General features: G+C 30.7%; 24 protein-coding genes. 15 read left to right on the plus strand and 9 right to left on the minus strand.

Features of this window, described 5'->3' with window-relative positions; all coding sequences use genetic code 11:
• Window position 1 precedes the first annotated feature (1 nt).
• The 6 genes from NNH57_RS01405 to NNH57_RS01430 all read right to left on the minus strand — a co-directional run bounded on the left by NNH57_RS01405 (window position 2) and on the right by NNH57_RS01430 (window position 7447).
• Window positions 2–496 (minus strand): RNA polymerase sigma factor, encoded by a 495-nt coding sequence (locus tag NNH57_RS01405; protein ID WP_074407972.1) that lies wholly within the window; start codon window positions 494–496, stop codon window positions 2–4.
• Between the two features lie 255 nt (window positions 497–751).
• Complete coding sequence (locus NNH57_RS01410) at window positions 752–2092, minus strand: DUF3526 domain-containing protein (RefSeq protein WP_074407971.1); 1341 nt, start codon at window positions 2090–2092, stop codon at window positions 752–754.
• 2 nt (window positions 2093–2094) lie between these two features.
• Complete coding sequence (locus NNH57_RS01415) at window positions 2095–3534, minus strand: ABC transporter permease (protein WP_074407970.1); 1440 nt, start codon at window positions 3532–3534, stop codon at window positions 2095–2097.
• Window positions 3535–3538: 4 nt separating this feature from the next.
• Window positions 3539–6040: a TonB-dependent receptor gene (locus NNH57_RS01420; RefSeq protein ID WP_108808527.1), complete on the minus strand. Its 2502-nt coding sequence runs from the start codon at window positions 6038–6040 to the stop codon at window positions 3539–3541.
• A 10-nt stretch (window positions 6041–6050) separates the two neighbouring features.
• Window positions 6051–6746, minus strand: a complete 696-nt coding sequence (locus tag NNH57_RS01425; protein ID WP_108808528.1) for an ABC transporter ATP-binding protein — start codon at window positions 6744–6746, stop codon at window positions 6051–6053.
• Between the two features lie 395 nt (window positions 6747–7141).
• Window positions 7142–7447 (minus strand): hypothetical protein, encoded by a 306-nt coding sequence (locus NNH57_RS01430; RefSeq protein WP_074407967.1) that lies wholly within the window; start codon window positions 7445–7447, stop codon window positions 7142–7144.
• Between the two features lie 475 nt (window positions 7448–7922).
• On the opposite strand from NNH57_RS01430, the gene NNH57_RS01435 reads away from it, so the two are divergent.
• From NNH57_RS01435 to NNH57_RS01470, 8 genes are all read left to right on the plus strand, one after another.
• Window positions 7923–8807 carry an alpha/beta fold hydrolase gene (locus tag NNH57_RS01435; RefSeq protein WP_074407966.1) on the plus strand — a complete coding sequence of 295 codons (885 nt, stop codon included), beginning with the start codon at window positions 7923–7925 and terminating at the stop codon, window positions 8805–8807.
• A 118-nt stretch (window positions 8808–8925) separates the two neighbouring features.
• The gene (locus NNH57_RS01440; protein WP_108808529.1) at window positions 8926–10197 is read left to right on the plus strand and encodes a nuclear transport factor 2 family protein; all 1272 of its coding nucleotides are present in this window, start codon (window positions 8926–8928) and stop codon (window positions 10195–10197) included.
• A gap of 113 nt (window positions 10198–10310) precedes the next feature.
• Window positions 10311–10715 carry a MarR family winged helix-turn-helix transcriptional regulator gene (locus NNH57_RS01445; RefSeq protein ID WP_132065845.1) on the plus strand — a complete coding sequence of 135 codons (405 nt, stop codon included), beginning with the start codon at window positions 10311–10313 and terminating at the stop codon, window positions 10713–10715.
• A 43-nt stretch (window positions 10716–10758) separates the two neighbouring features.
• Window positions 10759–11793: an NmrA family NAD(P)-binding protein gene (locus tag NNH57_RS01450; protein ID WP_108808530.1), complete on the plus strand. Its 1035-nt coding sequence runs from the start codon at window positions 10759–10761 to the stop codon at window positions 11791–11793.
• A 413-nt stretch (window positions 11794–12206) separates the two neighbouring features.
• Complete coding sequence (locus tag NNH57_RS01455; RefSeq protein WP_074407962.1) at window positions 12207–12815, plus strand: Crp/Fnr family transcriptional regulator; 609 nt, start codon at window positions 12207–12209, stop codon at window positions 12813–12815.
• 545 nt (window positions 12816–13360) lie between these two features.
• The gene (locus tag NNH57_RS01460) at window positions 13361–13666 is read left to right on the plus strand and encodes a DUF4345 family protein (protein ID WP_074407961.1); all 306 of its coding nucleotides are present in this window, start codon (window positions 13361–13363) and stop codon (window positions 13664–13666) included.
• A gap of 436 nt (window positions 13667–14102) precedes the next feature.
• Entirely contained in the window at window positions 14103–14699 is a 597-nt protein-coding gene (locus NNH57_RS01465) for a Crp/Fnr family transcriptional regulator (RefSeq protein ID WP_074407960.1), read from the plus strand.
• A 526-nt stretch (window positions 14700–15225) separates the two neighbouring features.
• Complete coding sequence (locus NNH57_RS01470; RefSeq protein ID WP_108808531.1) at window positions 15226–15810, plus strand: hypothetical protein; 585 nt, start codon at window positions 15226–15228, stop codon at window positions 15808–15810.
• A gap of 139 nt (window positions 15811–15949) precedes the next feature.
• Here NNH57_RS01470 and NNH57_RS01475 read toward each other — a convergent pair whose 3' ends face one another.
• On the minus strand, window positions 15950–16117 hold the full coding sequence (locus tag NNH57_RS01475; RefSeq protein WP_159099274.1) for a hypothetical protein: 168 nt from the start codon (window positions 16115–16117) through the stop codon (window positions 15950–15952).
• Window positions 16118–17078: 961 nt separating this feature from the next.
• Window positions 17079–17906 (minus strand): helix-turn-helix domain-containing protein, encoded by an 828-nt coding sequence (locus tag NNH57_RS01480; RefSeq protein ID WP_108808532.1) that lies wholly within the window; start codon window positions 17904–17906, stop codon window positions 17079–17081.
• 153 nt (window positions 17907–18059) lie between these two features.
• Between NNH57_RS01480 and NNH57_RS01485 the strand changes: the two genes are divergently transcribed.
• The 6 genes from NNH57_RS01485 (at window position 18060) to NNH57_RS01510 (ending at window position 22509) form a co-directional block, all read left to right on the plus strand.
• Entirely contained in the window at window positions 18060–18485 is a 426-nt protein-coding gene (locus NNH57_RS01485) for an ester cyclase (protein WP_074407957.1), read from the plus strand.
• A 10-nt stretch (window positions 18486–18495) separates the two neighbouring features.
• The gene (locus NNH57_RS01490) at window positions 18496–19356 is read left to right on the plus strand and encodes a DMT family transporter (protein WP_108808533.1); all 861 of its coding nucleotides are present in this window, start codon (window positions 18496–18498) and stop codon (window positions 19354–19356) included.
• Between the two features lie 13 nt (window positions 19357–19369).
• A complete protein-coding gene (dapB, locus tag NNH57_RS01495) occupies window positions 19370–20173 on the plus strand; it encodes a 4-hydroxy-tetrahydrodipicolinate reductase (protein ID WP_074407955.1) in 804 nt (267 codons plus the stop codon).
• A 40-nt stretch (window positions 20174–20213) separates the two neighbouring features.
• Window positions 20214–20798: a GDSL-type esterase/lipase family protein gene (locus NNH57_RS01500; protein WP_108808534.1), complete on the plus strand. Its 585-nt coding sequence runs from the start codon at window positions 20214–20216 to the stop codon at window positions 20796–20798.
• Between the two features lie 155 nt (window positions 20799–20953).
• A complete protein-coding gene (locus tag NNH57_RS01505; RefSeq protein ID WP_074407953.1) occupies window positions 20954–21421 on the plus strand; it encodes a GNAT family N-acetyltransferase in 468 nt (155 codons plus the stop codon).
• 17 nt (window positions 21422–21438) lie between these two features.
• Window positions 21439–22509, plus strand: coding sequence for an alkene reductase (locus NNH57_RS01510; protein WP_074407952.1), 1071 nt, complete (start codon window positions 21439–21441; stop codon window positions 22507–22509).
• Between the two features lie 473 nt (window positions 22510–22982).
• Here NNH57_RS01510 and NNH57_RS01515 read toward each other — a convergent pair whose 3' ends face one another.
• Window positions 22983–23888 carry a sterol desaturase family protein gene (locus NNH57_RS01515; RefSeq protein WP_108808535.1) on the minus strand — a complete coding sequence of 302 codons (906 nt, stop codon included), beginning with the start codon at window positions 23886–23888 and terminating at the stop codon, window positions 22983–22985.
• Between the two features lie 609 nt (window positions 23889–24497).
• On the opposite strand from NNH57_RS01515, the gene NNH57_RS01520 reads away from it, so the two are divergent.
• Window positions 24498–26867: an outer membrane beta-barrel family protein gene (locus tag NNH57_RS01520; protein ID WP_074407951.1), complete on the plus strand. Its 2370-nt coding sequence runs from the start codon at window positions 24498–24500 to the stop codon at window positions 26865–26867.
• Window positions 26868–26897 lie beyond the last annotated feature (30 nt).

The raw sequence follows: 26897 nt of genomic DNA on the forward strand, positions 1-26897 counted from the left end.
TTTAGTTGTTATTAAATTTTTCTTTTAATTGTTTTTTTATCCTTGATATTTTGGTAGCAACATTAGTAGTAGATATACCCAGAGTTGTACCCATTTCTTCATAGCTATATTTTTCTAAATAAAGAAGAATTAGTGCTTTGTTTAACTCGCTTAACTCAGCAATAAAATGATAGAGTTGTTCTATGTTTTCTGTACTATCAGAGCTTTGCTTATGTACTGTAGAAACCAAATTCTCATTAAACGTATCACATTTACTTCTTTGGTAATTGGATTTACGATAAAATGAGATAGCCACATTTAGGGCTATTCGATACATCCAGGTTGATACTTTATAGGTATCATCATATTTTGGCCATGCTTTCCATAATTGTATAATTATTTCCTGAATAAGATCTTCTCTGTCATTGACATTCTTACAATATGAATTTGCAACCTTATAAAGAATGCCTTTATTGCTTCTTAAGATTTTAATAAACGTTTCTTCATTCAAAATCATATTAATTGTTGTTTACTCTATTATTCGTTTAGAATTATAAAAAATCACAGATGATCAATTTTTTTATACTAATTAATATGGTTATTAGATATTTATATACACTAAGGTAAGTATAAGGTATTGGCTATTTATCTAAGTTTTTAGAAAATATAAATAAATAAAGAGGTTCAATCACAAATGTGATTGAACCTCTTTTCCCGAAGGGAAATCGATTAATAGTATAGAGTTTTTGTATGTACGACTCCTCTACATATATTAGATCTTTCTCAAATTAAAAAAGCTGATTAATGAAATAATTATTGTGATTAATACTAATGGAAGTATAGAATTGGCCCAATTAATGGTATGTACAATAGATGCATATTTTGGTTTAAATTCCTTCCAATTTTCATTTTTAACCGGATAATTTTCGAATATTTTGGGATAGAAGTACAGCCTTAATTCTTCATGATACTTATCTAGATGATCTAAAAAGAGTAGGTGATTATTTAAGTCGGATTGCGCAATTTGATTAAAGGTTAATTGAGCATGCATAGTAGGTATTGCTAAAGATATTGCCTCACTTACTTTTTCTCTTAGTTTTATTTTTTTCTTCATTACTTTACTAGATTCTATAGATTCATCATCACCCATTTGTTGCATTCCATAATACCAGAGCCAGCTAAATTTGTCTTCAGGAACAGGATATTTTTTATACTGTGGATAGTGAGCAAAAAATTTATCCATAGTAACCTTTTTTGCCATATCCCATTTTTTATGATATCCATCTCGTTGTTCTACCATAGTTTTTAATGTTTCTGGTACAGGATATGTATTAACGACAAAATTGTTTACCGAAGCAGGAAGTAATATGGTTAGTACGATCCATAAAGAAAGTAATGTCAATGCATTAAAACTCGAATTTTTTCGAAAAGAAATAATAATAAAACATAGAGAAGTCCAAAATGCCAAATACAAAACACTCACAGTTATAAAAGCCATAAGAGCTTCATTAATTGGTAGTTGTAAAATAATAATAGCCAATAAAAAAAGTATAGCTAATACTACATATAAAAAAAATACTCTTATAGATAGTTTTTTAAATAAAAAGCTGAGAGGAGAGGAGGTTTGAGTGGCTATTAACCGCCAAGTTTTTCCTTCTTTTTCCTCAGAATATAAATTGAATGTTAGCGTAATAAGCACCAACGGAAACAAGTAAATGATTACAAATCCAAGATCTAAATTACCTGAGAGTAAAAGGGATGGATTCTCAAAATCGGTATCATATTTTTGCCCTTCAAGACCGCGTATAGTTACTGCTAATATCGAGGGATTTACATCTCGTTGACCAATAGAAATCCCTGTTAAACTATTTGATTCCTTAACTAGAGAAAAACGTAAATAATAAAGTAACAGACCCAAGTCATCATTATGATATTTTACATTTCTTTTAATACTCTCTTCTTGAAACGATTTGGCTTCAATAATTGCTTTTTCTTGCTTTATATTAAACTGTTTTCCAATAAAAACACTTATTATACCTACTCCCAGAAGAAGTACAAGAGAAATAGCCGCTATTTTGGTTCTAATAAAAGATTTAAATAATAAGGAATACATAGTTATAAGACTTTTGTTTTTTTAGATATTTTTTTTATGATTATAACTGAAAGAATACTCCAAAGAATTAAAGAGAAAATGGATAGTGCTTCGTTTTTCAGAATAGAGAATACAGGTAAATGATCATATTTGAAATCAGGAAAAGCTTCCCAATGACTCTTGTCTATAATACTAGGAGTATCTGTTTTTTTGTTTGGAATGAATTTCATTTGTAACGAATTCATTTCTTGTGCAAGTTGAAAACGATAGCGTTCTGCCTGATGCTGAAAATTAATATAGGAAGCGAAATCAGTTCCCGAAAAAGCCATAGAAATATGTTTTATTGCTGTGTATGGGTTGAGTATAGCAGAGAACCTTTCGATAGCATTTTGACTTTTATATGTAGACAATAAATTATTTAAATGCTGATTGTAAATTGAAGCACTGATTTTTTCACTTTGACTCATAATAAAACCTCCATAGTTAAAAGGTAATTGGTCTACAGATTCAACATTATTTGCCAGGAGTACAGAATCTTTAATAGCTTTATAATGAATATCATCTGGATTGTGACTATCCCCTTCTTTTATCAAGTCATTTTCTACAATAGATTCGAATTCTATTTTCGAAGGAGTAGGGTAAAGGTAATGTCCAAAAGCTTGAAGTGTTTTAGGAAGTATGATGATAAAGAAGAGCCAGATTCCTAAGAGTTTTATCAAAGAATCTTTAGCAGTTTTACTCATTGCAGAAATTAGAATAGTAATACTACTAATAATACCAAAAAACAGTACATAACTCAATATCAATATAAAATATCTTAGTAATTCAGAAGATGTTATCGGATTGCCTTCTGCCAAAAACATGAATAACAGAGTAATTATAATTACAGGAATAAAGAAAAACATGGCTAGACTCATTAATCCAAGAGATTTACCAAAAAATATTTCTGACCAGGTTGCCCCTTGATTAATCATTATTTTTAAGGTGTTATTTTCCCGTTCACCAGCTAAAGCTCCAAATCCTAAATAAAAAATAAGCAATGGAAAAATGATTTTTAACAACATAGCCAAACTTACTTCTCCAAAGCGAAGCAAGCCTGTAGAAAGGCTTGCTTCAGAGAAATTTATTGTATTTTGTTTATGAGCTTCTAAAAAAACGGCATTCCCCGTATAATTTTCCATTCCAAAATCAAACAGACTTAGTTTGTGTTTTAGGCGAAAAGCAAAGGATCCGTAGTGCGCCATACGATGTGGGTGCTTATCTGGGTTACTCTCCCAGCTATGCCTGGCTTCTTCCTGATAAAAATTACGAATACGGTTTTGAGTATTGTAATTATCCCACCCACTATAAGCAGCAAATGCAATTAAAACAATCACCAAAACCATAGTAATATGCAGTACTTTGGATCTAAAGGTGGTTTGCCATAATTGTTTGGCGAATAATATGATTACTGACCTTCTCATAGATTTAAAATTTATAAGTTGTTGTAAGCGTTATATTTCTAGGAGCTCCAGGAAACAAACGTGTATATGTTTGTGCACCCAACCAATATGTTTCATCGAATAAATTACCCACATTTACAGCTACCTGTAGATTACTTTTTGTAGGAGTATAATACAGTGCTGCATCAAAAATGGTAAAGGCAGGTACTTCAAAATCACGTGTAAACCAAGGTACTTTACTTCCTTGATGTTGTACGCCAAACCCAATACCCAAATCTCTTAATATAGACCCATTGTCGAAGTTATAACGAGTCCATAGATTTGCGCTATGTTTTGGTACGTTTTCTTTTCTGGCACCCTCCAAAGTGACATCGGCATCGGTTACGATAATTGCATCGATATAACTGTAAGAAGCATTTATTTGCCAATTGGGTAGTAAGTATCCTGCCATATCCCATTCAAATCCTCTACTACGGTCGGCTCCACGTTGCACCAATAAATCAGGCTGCGTAGGGTCATTGGCGCTCATTAGAATGTTTTTCTGATTAATTTCGTAGATAGCCATGTTCATTGTTATCTTTTTATTAAACAAATCAGCTTTCATCCCTATTTCTTTTAAATCAGAAGTCAAAGGTTTGAACCGTGAAGCCGATTCATCAGCCCAAAAAAACTGACCTGTACTTGGGAGTAAGGTTACAGTATTGGATTGCGGTTGGAAACCTTCTAGATAAGTACCATACACGTTAATATTATCATTTATGGCATAAGTAATACCTATTCTGGGAAGAAGTCTTTGGTTTGTGAAAGAAGATTCATTAGCTGCTTTATAATGAGTTATATCTTCGAACCACTCATTTCTTAAACTCAATAATAGAGAGAATTTGTTCCATTTCAACTGCTCCTGGATGTATACAGCATTACTCATGGTTAATGCAGAAGGAACTGCGATACGCGAATTGATGGTATAATCTTGAATATTTTGTATCGTGTATGATGGGTTTGCTAAGTCAAAATGATTGACATTGGGTTTGGGCAATGTATTCCCCCCAATAGTAATGGTTTGATAATCTGATGCATTTGCTGGTTCAAAAGACCTGGTGACACTACCATCATTTAATAAATACCCTCGTGCTGAGTTTTGACCACCTCCTTTAAGTTTTTTCCAGTAGTGCAAATCATACCCAACCAATAATTTGTGATCTATTGATCCTGTTTTGAAATCAAAATTGAAATAACTGTTCACATTATCAATGCTCCAAAACTGCTTTCGTTGTACAAATCGCATAGCGACCAAACTGGGAATAGGCTCGTTTGTAATATCTACAGCAAATGTATTTGTAGTACGATGCTCCTGTAAATCTTCGGTCCAGGTTTGTTTCATATAAGAGGTATTAAAAGTAATATTAGGACTGAATTTATGAGAAAGGTTCCCCATAATAATTACTTCCTTAGATTTGAAGAAATCGCTGGAAGCTCCTAAATTAAGACTTATCGGTGTGCTGTTAAGATTGGTTTGACCAGCTACAGCACCAAAAATAGGTTGGCCACGGTCTAGATTACCGTTCATGTTATTGAAAATAAACTCTGCATTGATGGCGGTCTTTTCATTGGGAATATAACTGAAGGATGGTGATAATAATATTGATTTATTACTTACTAAATCACGGTAAGATTGTGCCGTTTGGTATGCTCCGTTGATACGATATAGTAATGTTTTTGACTCATTAAGTGGCCCGGTAAAATCTAAGGTCCCTCTCATAGTACTAAAACTACCCACACTCAAGCTCACTTCTTTTCTATCTACCGATAAAGGTTTTTTAGTAACCATATTAATACTTCCACCGGGATCAACACTGGCAAAAGTTGCACTGGCAGGCCCTTTTATAACTTCTACTCTTTCTATGTTAGAAGTAAGTGGCTGTAAGAAATAATATTGCCGAGTACGCATACCATTAATGATCTGCCCTTCTTCGTTTTGGCTTATACCTCTTATATTGTACTGATTATAAAAACTAGATGGACTAACACCACTAACAACTTTTACGGCATCTGCTAAGTGAAAGGCCTGTCTGTCGGCAATTAACTCCTTGGTTACCGAGGCTATAGCCTGTGGTAGCTCTTTGTTTGCAATGGCCATTTTGGTCGCAGAAAAAGAATAGTCACTATTGTAATCTCGTTTTGTACGCCCGACTACCTCTACGGTTTGAAGTTGTAGTACATCTTCTTTTAGCGTTATTGTGCCAAGATCATACTCTTTGTTTTCTAGAAAATCATAGGCCTTGGTGATCGCATAAAAACCAACATAACTTATCTTAACTTCATAAGTTCCTGTTTCTTGTAAAATAAAGTTGAATTCTCCGTTTTCATTAGAAATAGTTCCTTCTTTTTTTTCTTCAATATCAAAAGAAATAGTAGCACCGGGAATGATATTTTGTTTTTCGTCAATAATTTTGCCCTTAATATTGATTTGAGAAAAACTTTGCTGACAAATAATGGCAAATAAAATAATTAAAACTTCTTTTTTCATGGGGTAATTTTTAAATGGTTTCTAAATAGAGTTCTTTTAGTTGGTTGGCATCAATACCACTTGTTTTAATCTGTTGAACAAGGGAACCTTCTTTCATGATTCCGATAGTAGTACCTACATGTACCGCGTTGAATATATCATGTGTAGCCATGAATATGGTTTTACCTTCTTTAGCGAGTTCTTTGCAAGTTGTAGTAAATTCAGCCGATGCTTTAGGATCAAGACCAGATGTTGGTTCATCCATAAAAATTACATCAGCATTTTTTGCAACAGCAACCGCAATACCCACTTTTTGACGCATTCCTTTAGAATAAGTAGACAGATGTTGTAGATGTGCTTCTTCCTGTAACCCAGCTTTAGTCAAAAATTCCTGTAGTTTTTCTTGAGGATATTTATACCCAGCCAAACGACTGAAAAAATCTAAATTTTCTATTCCTGATAAGTTCCCATATAGCTGAACTGTCTCTGGGATATAGGCTGTTTTTTTCTTTATAGAAGTAGTATTGGATTCAATCTCTTCATTATCGATTAAAATTTGCCCACTATCGGGTTTTATAAAACCAAGAAATAGATTAATAGTTGTGGTTTTTCCTGCCCCATTTTGACCAAGGAGGCAGAATATAGAACCTTGTTCTACTTGAAAAGAAACATTGTTTACTGCTTTTTTTCCGTTATAGGTTTTTGACAAGTTTTTTGCTCTAAGCATTGTGTTTAAAGTATTATTGTATCTCTAAAAAGAGATCACATTAATTAATAGAGGTATAATCTTAAGTGGTAGTAATTAAACTGAGGTTTTAAATAAGAGAATACCCATTCCTTATATCTAAATGTTTATAACCTTGGGGTTATATGTGATTACAGTCTAAATTAGAGTACTTAAAATTGAAAGTCGTTAAGTTTTAGATCCTAAAAACATGAGTAACAGAAGAAAGTCAAAGCTTATGAAAACATAAACCGAATTATCTTTTAAGGCTATGAGAATTGGCATTTATAGGTAACGCCATTTCATTGATTTAAGAAAATTTCGCAAGCATAAAACCTGATGAGTAATCGCTTAAAAGAAAGAGTTTAATCGTTAAAAATGAAAATAGAGTATAATAACTATGCTAAAAAAGGAGGAGGTCTCGAAAATAGATTTGTAATACTTACATCACTACTATAAATGAAGTTGTAGTGACTTATTACATTTTTTTGAGTATAGAACTCAAAAGTGCTACTTACATAGTTTTGGCTGGTGTCATTAACAGCAGCCGGAGTAAAATTGGTTATTGAAACGAGATCACAAACTTCACAATGTTCTATACCATCATCATTATGAGTAAGTACATGCAAGCCTGCCACTTTCAGAGAAAGGAAAATGACAATAAAAATATAGGTAATGTAATTTTTTAAATCCCCAATTTTCATAACAGACAAACCTACCAAATAATATGTATATAAAATGTTAAAGAATTCTAAATTATTTGGAAGGTTAGAAATAGCACAATAGAGATCTAGTTCTAAAAATGAGTATAGTTACTTTACAAAACCATAAATAACTTCTTAAGATAAGCTCTTTATAACCTTATATTTGATTTAAAAATTTAATTGGATTATAGAACTGATAATTTTTTTATGGTATGCTAATACTTGTTCATAATAAAGTTAAAGAATTTATAATTAGATTTATTTGAATTGTATATACAAGTTGAATTTGTATATTCGTAAAAAGCATTATATCAATCTGATAAATATTTTTTGCTTCCCCCAATGGTATTTGTTGCTGCAAATAGAAGGTACATCATGTGAAAAGTACTCAGTTATTTTAAGCATTTAGAGAATAGAAATAGAATATCGATAAGTATCAAAAAAAGAGTTTAGAAGAATTTAGAAATTATAGGATATGGTTTTACCTGGGAACTTATCAAAATGGAAAAGTGAGGGAAATTATTTTACTTACAAAGGGAATAAAATCTTCTATAAGGATACCAAAGAGAGTGAAAAAGATGTAGTTCTATTGCTACATGGCTACCCGACATCTTCTTATGATTACCACAAAATTTGGGAACAACTTAGCTATAAGTATAGACTTATAAGTCCCGATTTTTTAGGATTTGGGTTTTCTGATAAACCTCGAAACTATGATTATAAAATTGCTGACCAAACCGAAATGATAAATTGCTTGTTAACAGAATTAGAAATAAAGAACATAAAGATGATTGCTCATAATTATGGAGCTATTGTAGGTCAAGAGGTATTGGTTCATGCAAATATGGGTATACTCGGTTTTACTGTAGAGAAAATTATTTGGTTAAATAGTGCTCTTTTTCCAGAACTTCATAAACCAACTTCAATTCAGAAAATATTAGTATCACCTCTTAGTGTGCTAGTACTTAGATTATTTAATGAGAAAAAGTTTGAAAAGAATTTTTCAATTCTTTTTGGTAAAAACACAAAACCTACTAAAGAAGAAATAAAAGAACTCTGGATATTAATTAATTACAATAATGGAAAACAAATTATGGGTAAACTTTTACATTATATTTCTGAGCGTAAACAGTATGGAAAGCATTGGGTCGATATGCTCGAAAAAACAATTATTCCACAAAAATTAATTAATGGCATTGCCGATCCTGTTTCTGGATTACCTGTAGTTAAAAAATATATAGAAAGAATACGTAATGCCAAAGTAGTTGAATTAGCGAACATTGGTCACTACCCTCAAATAGAAGCTCCCGATTTGGTCTATTGCTCAATTAAGGAGTTTTTTAATAAAGCACAACAATGATATACATCATCAATAGAAGCTTCAATTTTTGTCTAGAAATTTAATCATAAATTAAAATTGCATAAAAGGTAAATGCTTATCTTATAGTAAGATAAAAGATTTGTAAAACATAGAAATTATGAGATCAATAAATACATTATTATGCTTATTTGTCACCTTAACTGTTGTTGCTCAAAATACGGTAACCGAAAAGTATTATAGGCAATTAAGGTACAATCATGTTTCGCCACATATCCCATATATGGGTATACATGAAATAAGTTCTGCCGAAGCAAAAAAAACTGCTCATTACATTTTTAAGTATAATGATACTAAACAACTTATAGAAATTATAAACCATGATTATAGTTTTCATGAAGATCATTTTTTAAATACTATAGGAGCCTATAAAACTATTTTTGAGTATGAAAACAAGATGCAGACTTGTATTTATTTTGATAAAATCGGTAATCGCACAGTAAACGACAGAGATGTATATAAAGAAGTATTTCATTATGATAAAAATGGATTTAAATATGCACTTCATTTTTTCGATCTGAAAAACGAACCTATGGAATCAAATTGTAAAGTAACTAGATATTATTGGGAAAAAAATAAAAAATTGGTTATTGAAAAACGATATAATTTAAATGATTCATTGGTTAATATTGCTCCTTATTTTGATTTCGGAGTTACAGGTATTTTATATGATAACAACAATTTTCCAAATGAAACTTTTAATTTGGATGGTAACCTTATGGTTAAAGAAAATTCTTCTGGTATTGCATCATATAGAGATACATACGATAAAAACGGAAACCATATAGAGTTCTCATACCATAATGCCAAAGGAGAATTGATCAACAATAGTTCTGATTTTGCGGTCGGAAAAAAAGAATACGACGAAAAAGGAAACTTAATCACTCTAAACGTATATGATAATACCAATAAATCAATAGCTAAGATTAAATTTCCTTCTAGAGATAATATTAATTTAGCCGCCCCTGTAACTCAAAAAGATTCATTAGAAATCAAAAATATATCATTAGGTTATTTAATAGCATTGCAAGAACTAAAACCAAAACTGATGAAAAAGGTATTTCACCCTGATTTAGCTAAAAGAAGTTTTGGATTCAATTCAGAAAACAAAAACGAAATCATACACGAGACTACTTATAAGCAAATGATCGAATTTGCCAAGTCCTGGAATAAATCAGGTACCAGATTTCCTCCAAAACCAAACAATAAAGCAATCATCCTGGATATTTATAACCAAATTGCAAACGTTAAATTGATTTCGGATAATTGGGTCGAATATCTTCATCTTGTAAAAACAAATAATGAATGGAATATTATTAATCTTTTATGGCAAAATAAGGACATAAGTGATTATGAAAATTACAAACAATAAACTTAATACATTTATCTACAGAAATTAGAGAATTCATGTATTCAAATTTAAAATATCAAGGCATAATTATTTTACAACTTGTATATACAATTCAAATTTATATATTTGTAGATATGAAGTACGAAATAGAACAATGCTTAGGAGCAAGAATAAATGGTCTTTCTCGAAGAATAGATAACATTTACCGTAAGCATTTAAAGGATAAGGGAGTTACACAAAGTCAGTTAAGTATAATGTTGGCATTGTATAAGATGGGAGAATCAGAGCAACATGTAATTGCTGGTATATTAAATTTTGAGACTTCATCATTAACTCGAATTTTAGTCAGGCTAATGAATCAAAAATATGTTATAAAAACAGGAGCAGTAAACCGCCCATCAATCGCTTTAACAAAATTAGGAGTAAAAAAGGTGAAAGAAGTATTACCCAATTGGGAGAATGCTATGGATGAAGTACATGAAATGTTAGGAGAAAAATCTGTAAAAGCATTCTCTGCTTTTGAAAAAGGGTTTAAGTAATCCTTTTTTTTAATAATTAACTTGTATATACAATTTAAAACAAATGAAAATATTGGTAACGGCCGCAAACGGCCACACGGGATTTACAACAGCAATAGAAGTATTGAACTTAGGTGTCGAGGTTAGAGCATTTGTAAGAAATCCAAATAGTAAGAAAGCTCAAGAACTTAAAAAAATGGGAGCAGAAATCTTTGTAGGAGATATAGAAGATATAAAAGATGTTAGAAGAGCTTTGACAGGAATTCAACGGGCATATTTTGTGCCTACCTATCCTAATGTATTATTTCAAGGAGCCACATTTGCAACGGTTTTAGAAGAATTAGCAATCGAACATGTAGTTCTTTTAACACAATGGACTTCATCGAATAGACATCCTTCAATCTATACCAAAGAACATTGGTTAGTAGATCAAATATTTGGCAGATTAAAACAAACAAAATTAACAGTATTAAACCCTGGTTTGTTTGCTTTTGTGTATTTTATGACACCAGCTCCGCTTACTCAATTTGGTATGTTACCAGACTTTGGAGAAAATGCACCACCCTCTAATGAAGATATAGGTTTGGTCGCTGCACACATTCTCAAAGACCCCTCGGCGCATATAAATAAAACTTATCGAGTGACAGGAAAAGCAGTATTGAATGCTAAACAAATGGCAAATATTATCGGTACGATAGTAGGTAGAAAGGTAAAAGCTATAAAGATGTCTAATACTATGATGTATAAAGTACTACGAGCCTACGGTTATCCACAGCGAGATGCTTCGCAAGTAGTAGCACATTATGTCGAAGAAGCACATAAAGGAACTTTTGGTTTTAATGCTCCTAATAGCATTGTCAAGAATATTACGGGTAAAGAAGCAGACGATTTTCTAACGATAGCACAAAAATACCTTTCGACTATGCCAGAAGCTAAACAAACTTTTAAGAACAAGTTAAAAGCGATGCGATTTATGATCAAAGTAGTATTTACAAAAACCTGGGATATGAAAAAATATGAGAAAGAACAAGGCTTCCCTAATTTTAAAAATACCTCATTCTGTATGGATTCTGAAGAGTGGAAACTAACGCATAAGTAAAATAACGAGTTAATTAAATATATTTAAACAAACGTGCATTTATTATGGAATGTGAATCATTAGAAGAAGCAAAAAAATTATAGAAAGCCTTCTGTTAGTAAAGAAGATGTATTGAGCTAATTCCTATTGGATCCTTAATCCTATTAAAACTACTTATTGATAATAAAAAAAGATTCATAAAAACATAAAAACCTGTTTATTATTGAGTGAGTATGAGTAATTAGATATATCTATAGATTAAGAACGACACACTACAATTATAACAATTAAATTTATGACTCTAATAATAGTATAATTCTACTAAGAATACAACTTGAAATATAGATACTTTATGTTACAAAAGTATTAAAACAATTTTATGAAATAACTAATTTTATATTTGATATCTTTCCAAAAGAAATAAATTAATAATAATGAATTCTCCATTATCTAGTCAACAAGATATAGCATTCGAAAACATTTTTAAACAGATTTCTAAAGCTATCTGTTTAACAGAAAAGGATATTCATTTATTAAGAAGTAAACTGCATCCAAAATTAATAAAAGCAAGCGAGATTATACATTCCCAAGGAAGCGTTTGCAATTTTGAAGCTTATATACAAAAAGGTATATTAAGAAGTTTTTATACTATTAATGGAAATGAACGCATAATTCAGTTTTTTGAGGAAGGTCAATGGGTAGGGGATTTTAAAAGTTTCGTATCAAGAAAGCCTTCAAAAATTACAATTCAAGCCATTGAGGATTGTGAATTATATGTATTGTCAAAAGACGGTGTCAATATATTATCAGATCAAATTTTGAACTGGGATAAAATTGGAGAAATATTTTATAAAAATTTGTTCATTCAAAAAGATAGAGATACAGAATCGTTGTTGACAAGTACTCCAGAAGAAAGATATTCTTTTTTTTTAGAAAATAAACCAAAATTAGTGAATAGAATTCCTCAATATTTTATTGCCCAATATATAGGTGTACAACCAGAGAGTTTAAGTCGTATTCGAAAAAGGATTTTTAAAAAATAATTTCCTTAACTTCAAGTGGATTTTAAACCGGACTCACCTAATTGTTATTATAAAGTATGCATAAGACTACATGCAATTAGTTTTTAAATTTTTATATATAAAGAATTAGGAATAATTCTTATAGTTTTTTTAAGCTACATTTAGAGTATGTAGTAAAAAGAGTATCTAAGTAAGATATAAATTGATAACACTTAGGTAGACAGGTACAAGGTCTGTTCTAATAAATAAGTTTAATGTCATCAAACTAATGGGATAGGGTTTAATTATTTAGCATTTATGAATGTTGCTCTTGAGAAGAATGAATAAATGTTCAAAAAGACTTCTTATGAAAAATGCAGCTTTTAAATTTGTTGCTCATTTTTTTTAAGAAATGCCTTTAATTTGCATATCCTTAATGAAGAAAACATTCCCATAAACTTATGTTAATGATATATAGGAAAAACAAAAGATAAATGATGTAAATTTTTCAGATTATGTTTCTTAACCCAAGTCAATGGTTTATTGAGATGACATTACTTTCTTTGTGTGTCTTAAATACAAATAATATGGAAAATTCATTACATATAATTGGAGCTTTGTTTACTGCTTTTTTTGGAGTGTTAGCTATTGTGAGACCTAAGCGAATGGCTGCAATTGCAGGTATAATTCCTAAAGGAAGAAGAGGAGTTTCAGAAATTAGAGCCGTTTATGGTGGTTGGATGTTTGGTTTGAGTGGTTATGCTATATGGAGTCAATCATTAGATGTTTTTTACTGTTTGGGAGCTGGCTGGTTTGGAGCAGCTCTATTTCGTATAGTCTCATTTGTTACGGATAAAAGTTTTTCAGGTCAGAATTTAAGAATGATGTTTTAAGAGCTCTTTTTTGCGATACTTTTTTTGATCAAAATATAAAGGATAAAGCTCAAAACTTTTAGAATACTACGACAAATCTATCCTTGGTTAATAGCAAAAATTGTTTTTCACGATATCTAAATTCCATGACTTAAAAAGGTCAGGTCTTTTGTGGAAAGAATATTTTAGAATAATCGAGAATAAGTAATTTAAAATTTAGTGATTGTCGGTATTTTCCAGAATTACAAGACACAACCAAATTTGTAAGACTAACTCAATAAAGATTACTAACCTAAGCAAAAAACAATTGGGTTTTATATGGCTATTGAAGTATTAGAGTACTTTTCTAGATTAAACTTAATCTGATAAAGAAAACACTGAAAAATCAATACTTTTTTAATTACGCAAAAAGTTATTTTTCTCGATTTATAATAAAGAATTAAAAATATCAAATGTTATGGACCCAAAAGTTCTAGATCAAATGCTAAGCAATAGTTCTTTTACAAAGGAGCAAGCAGATATGATAAAAAGTAAACATTCTTTTATATCACTAAAACCTAATGAAGTTCTCCTCTCTCAAGGGAATGTATGCAATTTTGAAGCTTTTTTAATAAAAGGACTTTTAAGGAGTTATTATACGATTGAGGGAAATGAAAGGATCATTCAGTTTTTTAAAGAAGGGGACTGTGTTAGTGATTTTAAAAGTTATTTATCCCAAAAGCCTTCGAAACTTACGATTCAGGCAATAGAAGGCAGTGAGTTCTTTATATGTTTTAAAAAAGATTTAGATGATCTAACATACAAAATCCCTAGCTGGAATAACTACCGAAAAAAGTTTTATGAAGATTTGTTCATTATTATGGAAAATATTACAGAATCAATATTGACAACTTCTCCAGAAGAAAGATACACTACTTTGTTAAATGAAACTCCTGAGTTAATTAACAGGTTACCACAGTATTATGTTGCTCAATATGTAGGGGTAAAACCCGAAAGTTTATCTCGTATGAAAAGAAGAATTATAGGAAAAAGATCATTTAATATAAATAGATAAGTAATTAGAAAATTACAATTTAATTATTTTTTTCGAAGCGTAACCGGCTATACCTACTCTTTCATTATGATATCATCTAAAAATTACGACTTGAGCATTGTTATATCTATTTGTTTTATAACCAGTAATTCTTTTCGCGTTTATATTATTTACAAAGTAAACCTTCTTTTTCTCAAACTTTTCTAAGATGTGATTTATAATAAACTTCATCTGTAAACTGTTAAACAAAGTATAATAGATTTATTGTCTTTGCTTTATCTTCAAAATAACAATCCTTCAGCTACTAGTAAAATTTCGATTAATCAAATCTCTTTATGATGTTTAAGATTTTAGTTTGTTTTTTAACCTTGATCAATGTTTTTCTATTATAGATACCTTTTTTTTGTGGTATACGTATTTAATATTTGAGAATAGAAATCAAAACTTAATTTACAATGGTGCCAGTAAACGGTTTTGCTTTCAGGTGAAAAAAAGGAGTAAGTCGAAAATCCTTTTCAAAAGAGTAGATAAACAAAAATAGATTAAAATGGACATTACTAGAGGACTAAATAAAGTGAACTATTTAATTTTTATTCTTTTTACTGGGATATTTTTAATAACATCTTGTGAGAAAGAAGAGCTTAGAGTAGAAAAAAGTAAAAATAACATAGATGAAATAAGTATAACTGAGAATAAGAAAAGTAATAATGATGATTGTCTTGATAAAATACCTAATAAAGGAAGTCTTGTTAGTGATGGTTGTAATTTTACATCTGGTCAGGGAACGGACTTTGAAAATCGAGATTTAATGATTGATATGCTCAATAATTGCCGAACAGAACCTTTACTTCAAAATTGTGTTTGGGCAGGAAATAGAATAAGAACAAAAAATATTTATGTGAATTTAATTAATTGTGATCAATATTGGTATACTCTAAATGATGAATTAGATTCATGGAAACAAATGGCTATAAATGAAAGGCCGTTTTCTGATTCTTCATTTATAATAACAAAATATGAAATAAAAAATGAGTTTTTTACCCCACCTTATGGGCCTTATCAAATCAAAATAGAAGTGTCTTATCGTAAAAAAATATGTTCTCAAAAAGAAGGTGTAATTATATCGAAATAGAATTTTTATAGAATAAACAATACTAGAACAGTTTTACTAATATTAATATTAGTAAAACTGTTAATAGACTCTTTTTCAATTAGAAGACTAGAGAACCTCTAAATTAATAGAGGTTCATTTTAGTTCTGTGACATAAAATTTAGCATTGATACGCCGGGTTATTTGCTAAAAAAGGGTATCTCGAAAGCCACAAATCAGGATTAGTACAGAATTCACTTACAGTAGGAATATATCCTCCCTGAATTGTTTTTTGTTGTACTCTGTTAAGTGTTTCTACGCCATTTAGGCTTTTAATTTTTTTTAACATTTCTTTAAAAATTAAGACATTATTAATTAACTACAGACATTTATAGACACCTATAGTTTGTGTCTTTTTTTAATAGTATTATAGTGTATGTGTTTAAGAGAAGTAAAGAAAATGAGTTTTTATGAAGTATGCATTGATTCGAGTTAAGAAACATACAACATTAATCCCAAAAATGTTCTTTAGATGAACTTTCTTTTGGAGAAAAAGACAGCTTCGAATACACTTATAATTCATCACGAATAGTGGTTCATAAGTTGTTTCATTTTTAGCAAGATATAAACTTTAAAGATACAAAGTTATTGTGTTTTTCTATTGGCGAGGGCATGGCCGACTTTTTTGCTGAAATTTTTATAGGAAAAAAGTAAAAAAACATCTCAAAGAATTTGCGCAAGGAAGAGAATCAGAAATATGGAATATTTTCAAGCAGGAAATGTTAGACAGTTCAAAGAGAGGTAAATGGTTGGTTAATAAAGGTAGAGTTACAAAAGAGTAGCCTGCTGATTTAGGGTATTGAATTGGTTATTGATTTGTAAAGCTTATTATAAAGAACAACAAGACAAGAAAAAGGTAATCGAGTATATGCTAAATCTTCCTAACGAAGATTCATAAAAATTCCTAGAAGAAAGTAAGATTGAGCAAAAATTGATGAATGAATAAAAGAATACTACTAGTAACTATGTTAGTTGGTTTTATATTAGACGTACATAGTCAAGATATTTTTTAGCAAATCATGTAATGATGGTAAAGAGGCCTATTTTGAAGGTAAAATAGTTGTTTTAATTTGTGAAAATAAAATTGTATATGACACGTTGATGAATATTAAAGTATGTCAGAGTAGTAAAACGAATGAGAATATTTATGAAGACTCTATTCGGTCTTTGTTAAGTTTGTTTGGTGTTGTACCCGCGTTTTATTTTTCATTTTTATAAACTCAAATAAATTACCAAATATTTGAATACTATTATTGGTTTTTTTTGAAAAATGAAGGATTTTTATACTCAAATTTATTAAAAACTTTATTTAAGTGACTTTCGTCTGAAAAATTGAACATATAAGCTAATTCTGAAATACTTGCATCTGAGTATTCTAATTTATATTTGATCAATTTTACCTTATACTTTAGAATATAGTTTTTAATACTAGATCCAGAATGTTTTTTAAAATATTCATTAAGGTAATTTGGTGATACATTAAACTTTCTCGATATGTTATCAATGGTCAACGCTTTAGGCTCATAAATCTGAGCATGAATGTAATTAATAATCTCTAAAATCTTATTGGGAATTTTTTGAGCCAAAAAAGAAGTACTAATACTTATAAGGATGTTACGTTCCACAATACTCAAAATAACCTGGATTATATTTACGATTATATTTTCTGTATTGATATTTTTTTTATCATTTTCATTTAAAAGAACATTGATCAAAGCGGCGATTTGTTCTTTATCTACCGTTGAGAACATTAAAACATTGGGAGATTTACTATGGTTACAGAAAATAATTTCTAATCTTTTAAACCAATCTTCGCTATTGATATTTTGATGGTTGAAAAAAACTTCGGTAAATCGAATTATAGTAAAAACAGTAGTTTCTTCGGGTAAAAATGTATGTGGATAATACGGACTTAATATATAAAAATCCTTTTCCTGATAAGTGCATTCTTGTTGATCAAGATACAAAACACCTTTTCCTTTAGAGATAAAAACAAACTCGTACAAACATTTCGTACCAAGACAAACGTCCAAATCATTGATCTCCAGTGCCGAAATTTCAAAAGGATATTTTTTCATAATAATAAGCACATTGATTAATTTAAACACAAAGGTACTTCTTTATTAAGTTTGAATTATAAAAACCTTGTTTTTTACAATTCATTCCTTTTTAAGTACTGATTTATGGCCCTTAAACATGTTAATTTTGTCCTGTAAATAAAACCAAAAAACATGAACAATAACAATAGGATAGAAAAGGACTCTATAGCATTGGTAAACTACTTTTTTGAAAACGTTTGGCAAGCGCCCCATCGGTTGAATATTATTGATGAGTTAATGACCGAGGACTATAAGATCACTTCGGGAGGAAAAGTGATAAAAGGCAGAAACTCCTTTAAAACTTGGGTTCAAGGGTTTCATAATGTACTTTTGGATGCAAAAACCGTAAGTGTAGATGCTTTTTCTAACAAAGAGGGCACAAAAGTAGTTTCAAGGTGGATATGCACAGGTAAAAACAATGGAGTTTTTGGGCTTGAATCAGATAAGAAACCCATCTCATTCACTGGTATTGCCATTTGGAATATTAAAGATAATCATTTCACAGAATGTTGGGTAGAACGCAGTGCCCTTGAAACATACAGAAATCATTCTTTGTAGAATATTCAGAATGAATAGGTTTGCAATATATGCTGTTATCATTTGTGCATTTATAGGTGGTTTCAGTGGTATTATCATAAAGTATATGAGTATGACGGCAGGAGCTATTGTTTGGTTAAGAACAGTAATTCCTGCATTTATTTTCGGGGTATGGATAGTGAGATCAAGATCACTATTTATTAAATGCAATTCCAGAAAAATGATTATAGCATCTTTTATTAATGCCTGTAGGATGTATTTGTTTATACTGGCATTTCAGCACACGACTATCAGTAATGTAATGATCCTGTTTTATTCATGGCCAATTTTTGTCAATATTCTAAGTGTTTTCTTCTTTAAAGAACGAATGAGTAAAAAACAGTTGTTATTTCTTATGATGGCTTTTGTAGGACTCATTATACTCTCCTCGAATAGAACAATCGACCATAAAAACAAGGGAGACTATATTGGTGTACTGGCTGCTCTTTGTAGTGCAATAGGTTACGCTGTCAATGTAATGATTTTTAAATCAGAAATGAATAATTATACTAAGCATGAAATCATTTTTTACCAAAACATTATGAGCGCTCTTATTTTCCTTCCGTTTTTCATTATTGATTTCCCAAATCTAACGGGATATGATATGGGTTGGGGTACTTTATTGGGTATCTTGGTTGGGACGATAGCTGTAAGCTTGTTTTTTTATGGCTTAAGGCATTTAAAAGCATCTGTTACTTCTTCCATAATGTATATAGAAGTACTTAGTGGGACCATCTTGGGGTATTTTTTTTTCAAGGATACCTTAAATGCCAATATGGTTATTGGAGGAATTTTGATAGTACTCAGTAGTTTTTATATTATGAGGGAGAGTAAAAAAAATGTTGACATTTAAATGATTATTATTTATGAAAGAATTAAAAATTTGTATTGCTGGCGCTACAGGGTGGGCAGGCTCGGCTTTGAGTAAAGGTATAGATAAACAGTTCAATATGCATTTGGTTAGTGCCATTTCTAGAAAAAACAAAGGAAAGAACTTGGTAGCCCTTTTAGGTTTGACTGAAGGAAATATTCCTGTTTTTGAGAATGTTGAAACTGCCCTGAAGATCGATTGTGACGTTTTGGTAGAATATACAAAGCCGACCATAGCAAAAAAGAATATTTTGACCGCGATTAGCAAAGGGGTGAATGTAGTTGTTGGGACTTCAGGGCTAACAGAAGAAGATTATCAAGATATCGAAAACGAAGCACTTAAAAATAAGGTTGGCGTTCTGGCAGTGGGCAATTTTTCTATAACAGCAGTACTCTTACAAAAGTTTTCTGAAATGGCTGCTAAATTCATACCAAATTATGAAATCATAGACTATGCCCATGAAGATAAAATCGATTCTCCCAGTGGAACTGCCAGAGCATTAGCAAAAAGCCTTTCTAAAGTACAAAAATCCAATGTTTTTGTTCCTACAGAAGAATTGATCGGAATCAAAGAAAGTAGAGGAGCCCGATTAAATGATGTACAGATTCATTCAGTCAGACTTCCTGGTTATGTGATTTCGATAGAATCAATTTTTGGATTGAAGGACGAGAAATTGACCCTTAAACATGAAGCCGGTTCAGGGGCCGATCCTTATGTACAAGGAGCTTTGCTTGCCATAGAGAAAGTAAACACTTTTACAGGGCTAAAAAGAGGGTTGGATTCTGTAATGGAATTTTGAAATTTTGAAAAAATATGATCATACTATAATAAACTAAAAAATGAATAAGAAAAAAATAGTGTGCCTAGGCGATAGTTTAACCGCTGGATATGGTGTTTCATTGGATAAAAGGTGGAGTAATTTATTAGATAATGAATTAAATATAGAAGTTATTAATAGCGGAATTTCTGGAGATACTACCTCTGGAATGCTGGCTAGGTTTAATGAAATGGTAATAAGCCATAAACCGAGTTATGTTATCATCATGGGAGGTACCAATGATATCTTTTTTAAGATACCTCAAAATATCATTATTAGCCATATCCTTGCCATGACTCGTCTTGCAAAACATCATGACATAACTGCTGTAATAGGCATACCAACCTCTTTCTATACTCATAATGACCATACAAATCAAAGTATGTTTAGCGATAATGAAAGCTTAAGTAATTGCATTAATACATATCAAAAAAAATTAAAACAATTTGCAGAGGAAGATGGCCAAAGTAGTATAGATTTTAACATCAATATGAAGCCTGACTTTTTTTTAGAAGATGGATTACATCCAAACGAAAAAGGGCATGAATGCATGGCAACGAATGCTAATGAAGGCTTAAAAGATTTATTATCTAAAAAAAGAAACTAAATCAACCAAGGCCTTTATAAAATGAGTTTTATAGCAACTCCTTCCATAGTGCAGAAGAAGCTTCACTTATTATAGAGAAAGTAAACTCATTTGTAGGTTAAAGGGAGGCTTAGATTTCATAATAGAATTTTAAATAGTAGAAAAACAATGATAATATGATCATTAGAAAAATAAATAAAAAAGATAATACAAAAATTGAAGAAATCATCAAATCAACATTTATTGAATATGAGTTACCTCAAACAGGAACAGCATATCAGGATAAGGAAACGACCGAAATGTTTCAAGCATATCAAAATGAAGATGATGTATATTTTATTATAGAGGAACATGAAGAAGTAGTTGGAGGAGCTGGGATTAAAAATCTGGGTGAGGAGATTTGTGAGCTTCAAAAAATGTATTTTGACAAAACAATTCGAGGAAAAGGATATGGAAAGCTCCTAATAACTAAGTGCCTGGAAACAGCCAAAGAGCTTGGGTATAAAAAGTGCTACTTAGAAACTATATCCAGACTTCAAGCTGCAATCCATATTTATGAAAACCATGGATTTAAACATCTTAAAAAACCTCTGAGCAATACCGATCATTATTCTTGTGATACTTGGATGATTAAAGAGTTGTAATTGATAAACGAATATTTATGAAATTATTTGAACCATTTAATTTAGGCAATTTTAGATTGAAAAATAAAATTGTAATGGCGCCTATGACTCGAAGTAGGGCTTATAACAACATTCCTACAGATGATATGGCAACCTATTATGAACAACGAGCGAGTGCCGGATTGATTATTACAGAGGGAACATCTCCTTCTCCTAATGGATTAGGGTATCCTCGAATTCCGGGAGCTTTTTCTAAATCACAAATAGCGGGATGGGAAAAAACAGCAAAAAAAGTTCATGACAAAAATGGACTTATATTTGTACAACTGATGCATTGTGGTCGCGTCTCTCACAAGGAAAACCTACCTACAAACGAACAAATAATTGCGCCTTCCCAAGTACAGCTTGAAGGAGAAATTTATACGGATACGAAAGGCCTTCAGCCTTTTGATATTCCTAAAGAAATGACTTTGCAAGATATACAGGAAACTCAAAACGCTTATGCTAATTCAGCTAATTTGTTAGTTAACAAAGCGAATATTGATGGTGTAGAATTGCATGGCGCCAATGGATATCTAATCAATCAATTCTTAAACCCTATTTCAAATTTACGTAATGATATATACGGAGGGAATTATAAAAATAGAGCTCGTTTCTTATTGGAGACTACAGTGAAGACCATTGAAAAAATTGGCGAAAACAGAGTAGGTGTACGTCTTTCTCCATATACAGTCTCCAATGGAATGCTTGGAGAGCATGATGAAGTTATTGCAATGTATCAATATTTGGCTCAAGAACTTGCTAAATTGAAAATAGCATATATACATATTGCAGATCATAGTGTACTTAATCATGCCCCTAAGTTCGCAACAGATATTAGCAAAACAATCAAGGAAAACTTCAAAGGTGTAGTCATCGTTGGTGGTAATGTTGATACTGCAAAAAAAGGAGAAACTTTATTGGATAAGGGGTATGACTTGGTATATATTGGAAGACCGTTTATTTCAAATCCTACTTTGGTTAAAAAACTGGAATCTGATGCAGCATTAACTCCTCCTGATTATGAAAAATTTTATACTCCCACAATAGAAGGTTATATAGACTATTAATAACGCAAAGAATGGTAGATTAAAAAACTGAATAGTAGTAACCCTTTTTTACTTTGGTATTACTATATTCACATATCTTATGTTCAGTAATTTAATTGTAAATTGGAATTGTGACAATTTTAGAATACTCTAATAATTTAGTTTCTGTTTCAATGGTAACTCCGTTACTTAAAGTTAATATTGTAGTAGATGAAGGTAAATAAACCTTTGAATAGACTTACTACTTTCCAAAATCGTTATCAATTCATACCTTCTTTGTGAGCAGTAGTTAATATAAATTGTTTACTATTTTTGTTTTTAAGTTCGTTCAAAATATCCATTGCCCAGTGATGTACTAAATATCTTTTGGATATATATGCTACAAATCAATTATTTCTACTATACATCCTTTCATCATAATAATCTATATTTTCATCAACTACAATAAGAATTACATCAATTATAGAAAGTGAATTTTTAGAAATACAAGAATATTAAAGTTTGTGTTCTTTTATGGCCTCTTTTCTCAAATCTACTGCCATTTCTCCAGTATCAAGATGGTTCCATCCTGGTGGCTTGTATAGATATTTGATCTTATCTATCCAGTTAGGAGCAGATTTCATATCATTATATAAATCAATCCACATTTTTAATTGCGTTGATACTAGATTTTGACTGTCAATATCTCTGTCCATAACACCATATACAGGCTTTTCCTGTGGGATTTCTTCTTGATAGGTTCTAAATAATCTATCCCAAAAAGAAAACATGTTTGAATAATTAGTGTCTAGATATAAATGATTTCTAGAATGATGCACTCTATGTAAATGTGGAGTAATAAATATTTTATCCATTAGTGGAGTATGTTTGAAGTATTTGTCATTGGCATGTGTAAATACTCCATATATCCTCGCAATCATGTCAACGAAATAAATTAACAAAGGATGAAAACCGAAAACAGGCAACCAGATAATAATGTGCGGAGAGGAAATGAAATCAAAAAAAGATCCTCTAATCGATACACTCATATTCATATCTTCAGGAGTATGGTGAACTCCGTGAATGCACCAAAAAAACCTCACATTATGTCCCAGATAATGTATAAACCACCAAGATAAATCGTAAACGACAAATGCTAAGATGAATACGTACCAGGTATTAGGTAATTCCCAAATCTGAAGGTTTTCATATACCCAGAAGATGACTTTGAACTGTAGTACAAAAAAAATAGCAAAATAAGGAATCACTCCCAATAAGTAGTTTGCTACATTCATTGCACTTTCTTTTTTTCTTTTTGCTAGACCTTTAAAAAGTAAAAAAAGGAAGTCTATAATAATTATGGTAAAAAGGACAGGCATGTAAGACATTTCAAATTTACCTACCAATGATGTTAAGTCCATAATGATTTTTTTTGTATTAAAAATGGTGTGATAATTGGGTAGATAAAATTACTATTTTTAGTTAGTATCACGGTTAAATTTTACTTTTTGTTTTAGGGGGGGAACAGTATACTTTTGGTGTTTTTTCAATAGCGTTAATGAAGTGATTTAAACTTTGCATTTTTCTTTATTTTTGAATTTTTAATTCATACTACCATACATGTTAGATAGTCAAGATCTTTCCAGTTTTTGGTGGTTGTATCAAACCTATTAAGTAGTGATAGGTTCTAAACCTTTTACTCTGGGGTGATACTTTTTTAAAACTATAGATCCTATTATCATTTAATGACAGGGAATTTGTAAAAGACGACAATATCTTCATTTGTATTTTAGACTTACAAAGAATTGGTTTTATTTAATATTAATTGTAGCCAAGGAGGGAAGGTTAATCTTATTAATCTTGACTTTGGGTTTGTTACTTAACAAAATCAATCACTGGTAATTGACTACTTACCTTTTTTATTTCCCCTAATTCATTTCATTTTTTCCTCAATTCATTGTATAGCTATTTCAAAAACTGCATTCTCAAAATACTTTTGGGGTGTTATTAATCTTGAAATATTATACCCTATGAAAATCATAACTACATTTTTAATCGCTTTTATTTGTTCAATTAGTTTTGGACAGACTTTTACAGGAAAAATAATCGATAAACAAAACCAACCTATTCTATTTGCCAATGTGGTTGCAAAAAGCGCAACTGATAATGCACTAATTAATGGGGTGATTTCTGATGAAAATGGAGAGTTTTCTATCGAGCCAAAGAAAGAAAATATATATATAGAAATTAGTTTTGTTGGATTTACCACCAAAAAAATAAACCCTACTCAATCTAATATCGGAACAATCGTTTTAGAAGAAGAAGGACAACAACTACAAGAAGTTGTAATTACAGCACGTAAAAAGCTTATTCAACAAAAAGTAGATAGATTAGTTTTTAACGTAGAAAATACAGTTGCTGGCACTGGTGGAAACGCACTCGACGCATTAAAAGCCACACCAAGCGTAAATATTGATACCGACAAAATAAAAATTGTTGGCAAAGGAACTGTAAAAGTAATGGTTAATGATAGAATTGTACAATTATCAGGTAATGAACTAACGGCTTATTTAAACAGCATTGCATCCGATGATATTAAAGATATTGAAGTTATTACAACACCTCCATCGAAATATGATGCAGAAGGCAATAGTGGACTTATTAATATTGTTCTAAAAAAATCAAAAGAAAATAGCTGGAATAATCAAATAAGAACTTCTTACACGCAAGCAACATATCCGTTATTTAATTTTGGAAACACATTTAACTACAATAAAAACAAAGTAAGTCTAATTGCTTCGTTAAATGGAACTAAAGGACATACAGCACAATTTAATCAATTCGATATTATTTACCCATCGGCTTCAACCGTATCAAATCTTGATATGAAAAATAAAGAAAGTATGATTTCAGGTAGGCTGGGTTTAGATTACAATTTAACAAATAACGCTACTGTCGGAATTTTATACACAGGTTTGTCTGAAGATAAAGGTATAAACGATGGTGGAAGAACACTGACAAATGATGGCAATGGAACATACACTATTAATGAAGGTAACGCCCAGACAACAAACAAAAATCACTCAATTAATGCTCATTACATTCAAAAATTAGATACGCTTGGTAGAAAATTATCTATTGATGTTGATTACTTTAATTTCAATAATTCTTCTAATAGAGGTTTTAGCAGTGAACAATTTATTACAAACCAAAGCTATTTTGAAGCAAAAAATAGCACCAATCAAAACATTAAAAATTATAGCGGAAGAATAGATATGGAACACCCAAGCAAATGGGCTAATTTTTCTTACGGAGTTAAAACCACAATTACAAAAACAGATAGCGATGTAGCATTTTACAATACCACTACAGGTACACCAATTTTTGATCCAACCCAAAGTAATGAGTTTATGTATTCTGAAAATATTAATGCAATATATGCAGATATGTCTAAACCATTAGGTGAAAAATGGCAAACAAAAATCGGACTTCGTTTTGAAAACACTCGAACAAAAGGAGTTTCAGAAACAAACAATCAAACCGATATCAATTCGTATAACAAACTATTTCCATCTGTATTTTTAGGGTATAATCCTAGTAGAAAAAATATGTTTAATTTAAGTTATAGCAGAAGAATTCAACGTCCTAGTTTTGAACGTTTAAATCCGTTTCGATTTTACATTAACCCTATTTCGTATCAAGAAGGAAACCCGTTTTTAAAACCACAAATTTCTGAGAATTTAGAATTAAAGCACATTTACAAAGGAAAACTCATCAGTAAAGCGTTTGTAAGTTATGTAGATAATGGATATTTCAACATTATTAAAGCAGAAGATGGAGCGCAACAACGAATAGTAGTAACATTTGACAATTTTTATACAGCTTATAATTACGGGTTAACTGAAACGTTCATATACAATCCAACAAAATGGTGGAATACGACAACCCAAGCAACCATATCAAAAATGGATACACAATACAAAGACGGGTTTAATTTAGACGCAGAATTAGTAAGTGGATGGAATTTTCAATTGTATAACAGAAATACATTCCATTTAAACGAAGCAAAAACAATACAAGCAGAAACCACGCTTATTTATGCCTCGCCACAAAAATTGATGTATTTTTCAATATCTGAAATGGTGAGTCTAGACCTGGGATTAAAATTTTCGTTACTAGACAAAAAACTAAATTGTACAGTAGCCGTAAACGATATTTTAAAGCGTAAGGCAACGAGTGTAAACACCAAAACTAACGGAATAGACCAAACATACTATAATTATTTCGATACCCGAAGTGTGAAGATTGGTCTAAACTATAGCTTTGGTAACAAAAAAATAAAAGTTAAGCAACGTAATTCTGGAAACGAAGAAGAGCAAAACAGAGCAAAAACTAATTAATCGAAAAAAAAGCTGTTTAAAGAATTTGAC

Origin of the sequence: Aquimarina spinulae, assembly GCF_943373825.1 — a bacterium.
Classification (GTDB): domain Bacteria; phylum Bacteroidota; class Bacteroidia; order Flavobacteriales; family Flavobacteriaceae; genus Aquimarina; species Aquimarina spinulae.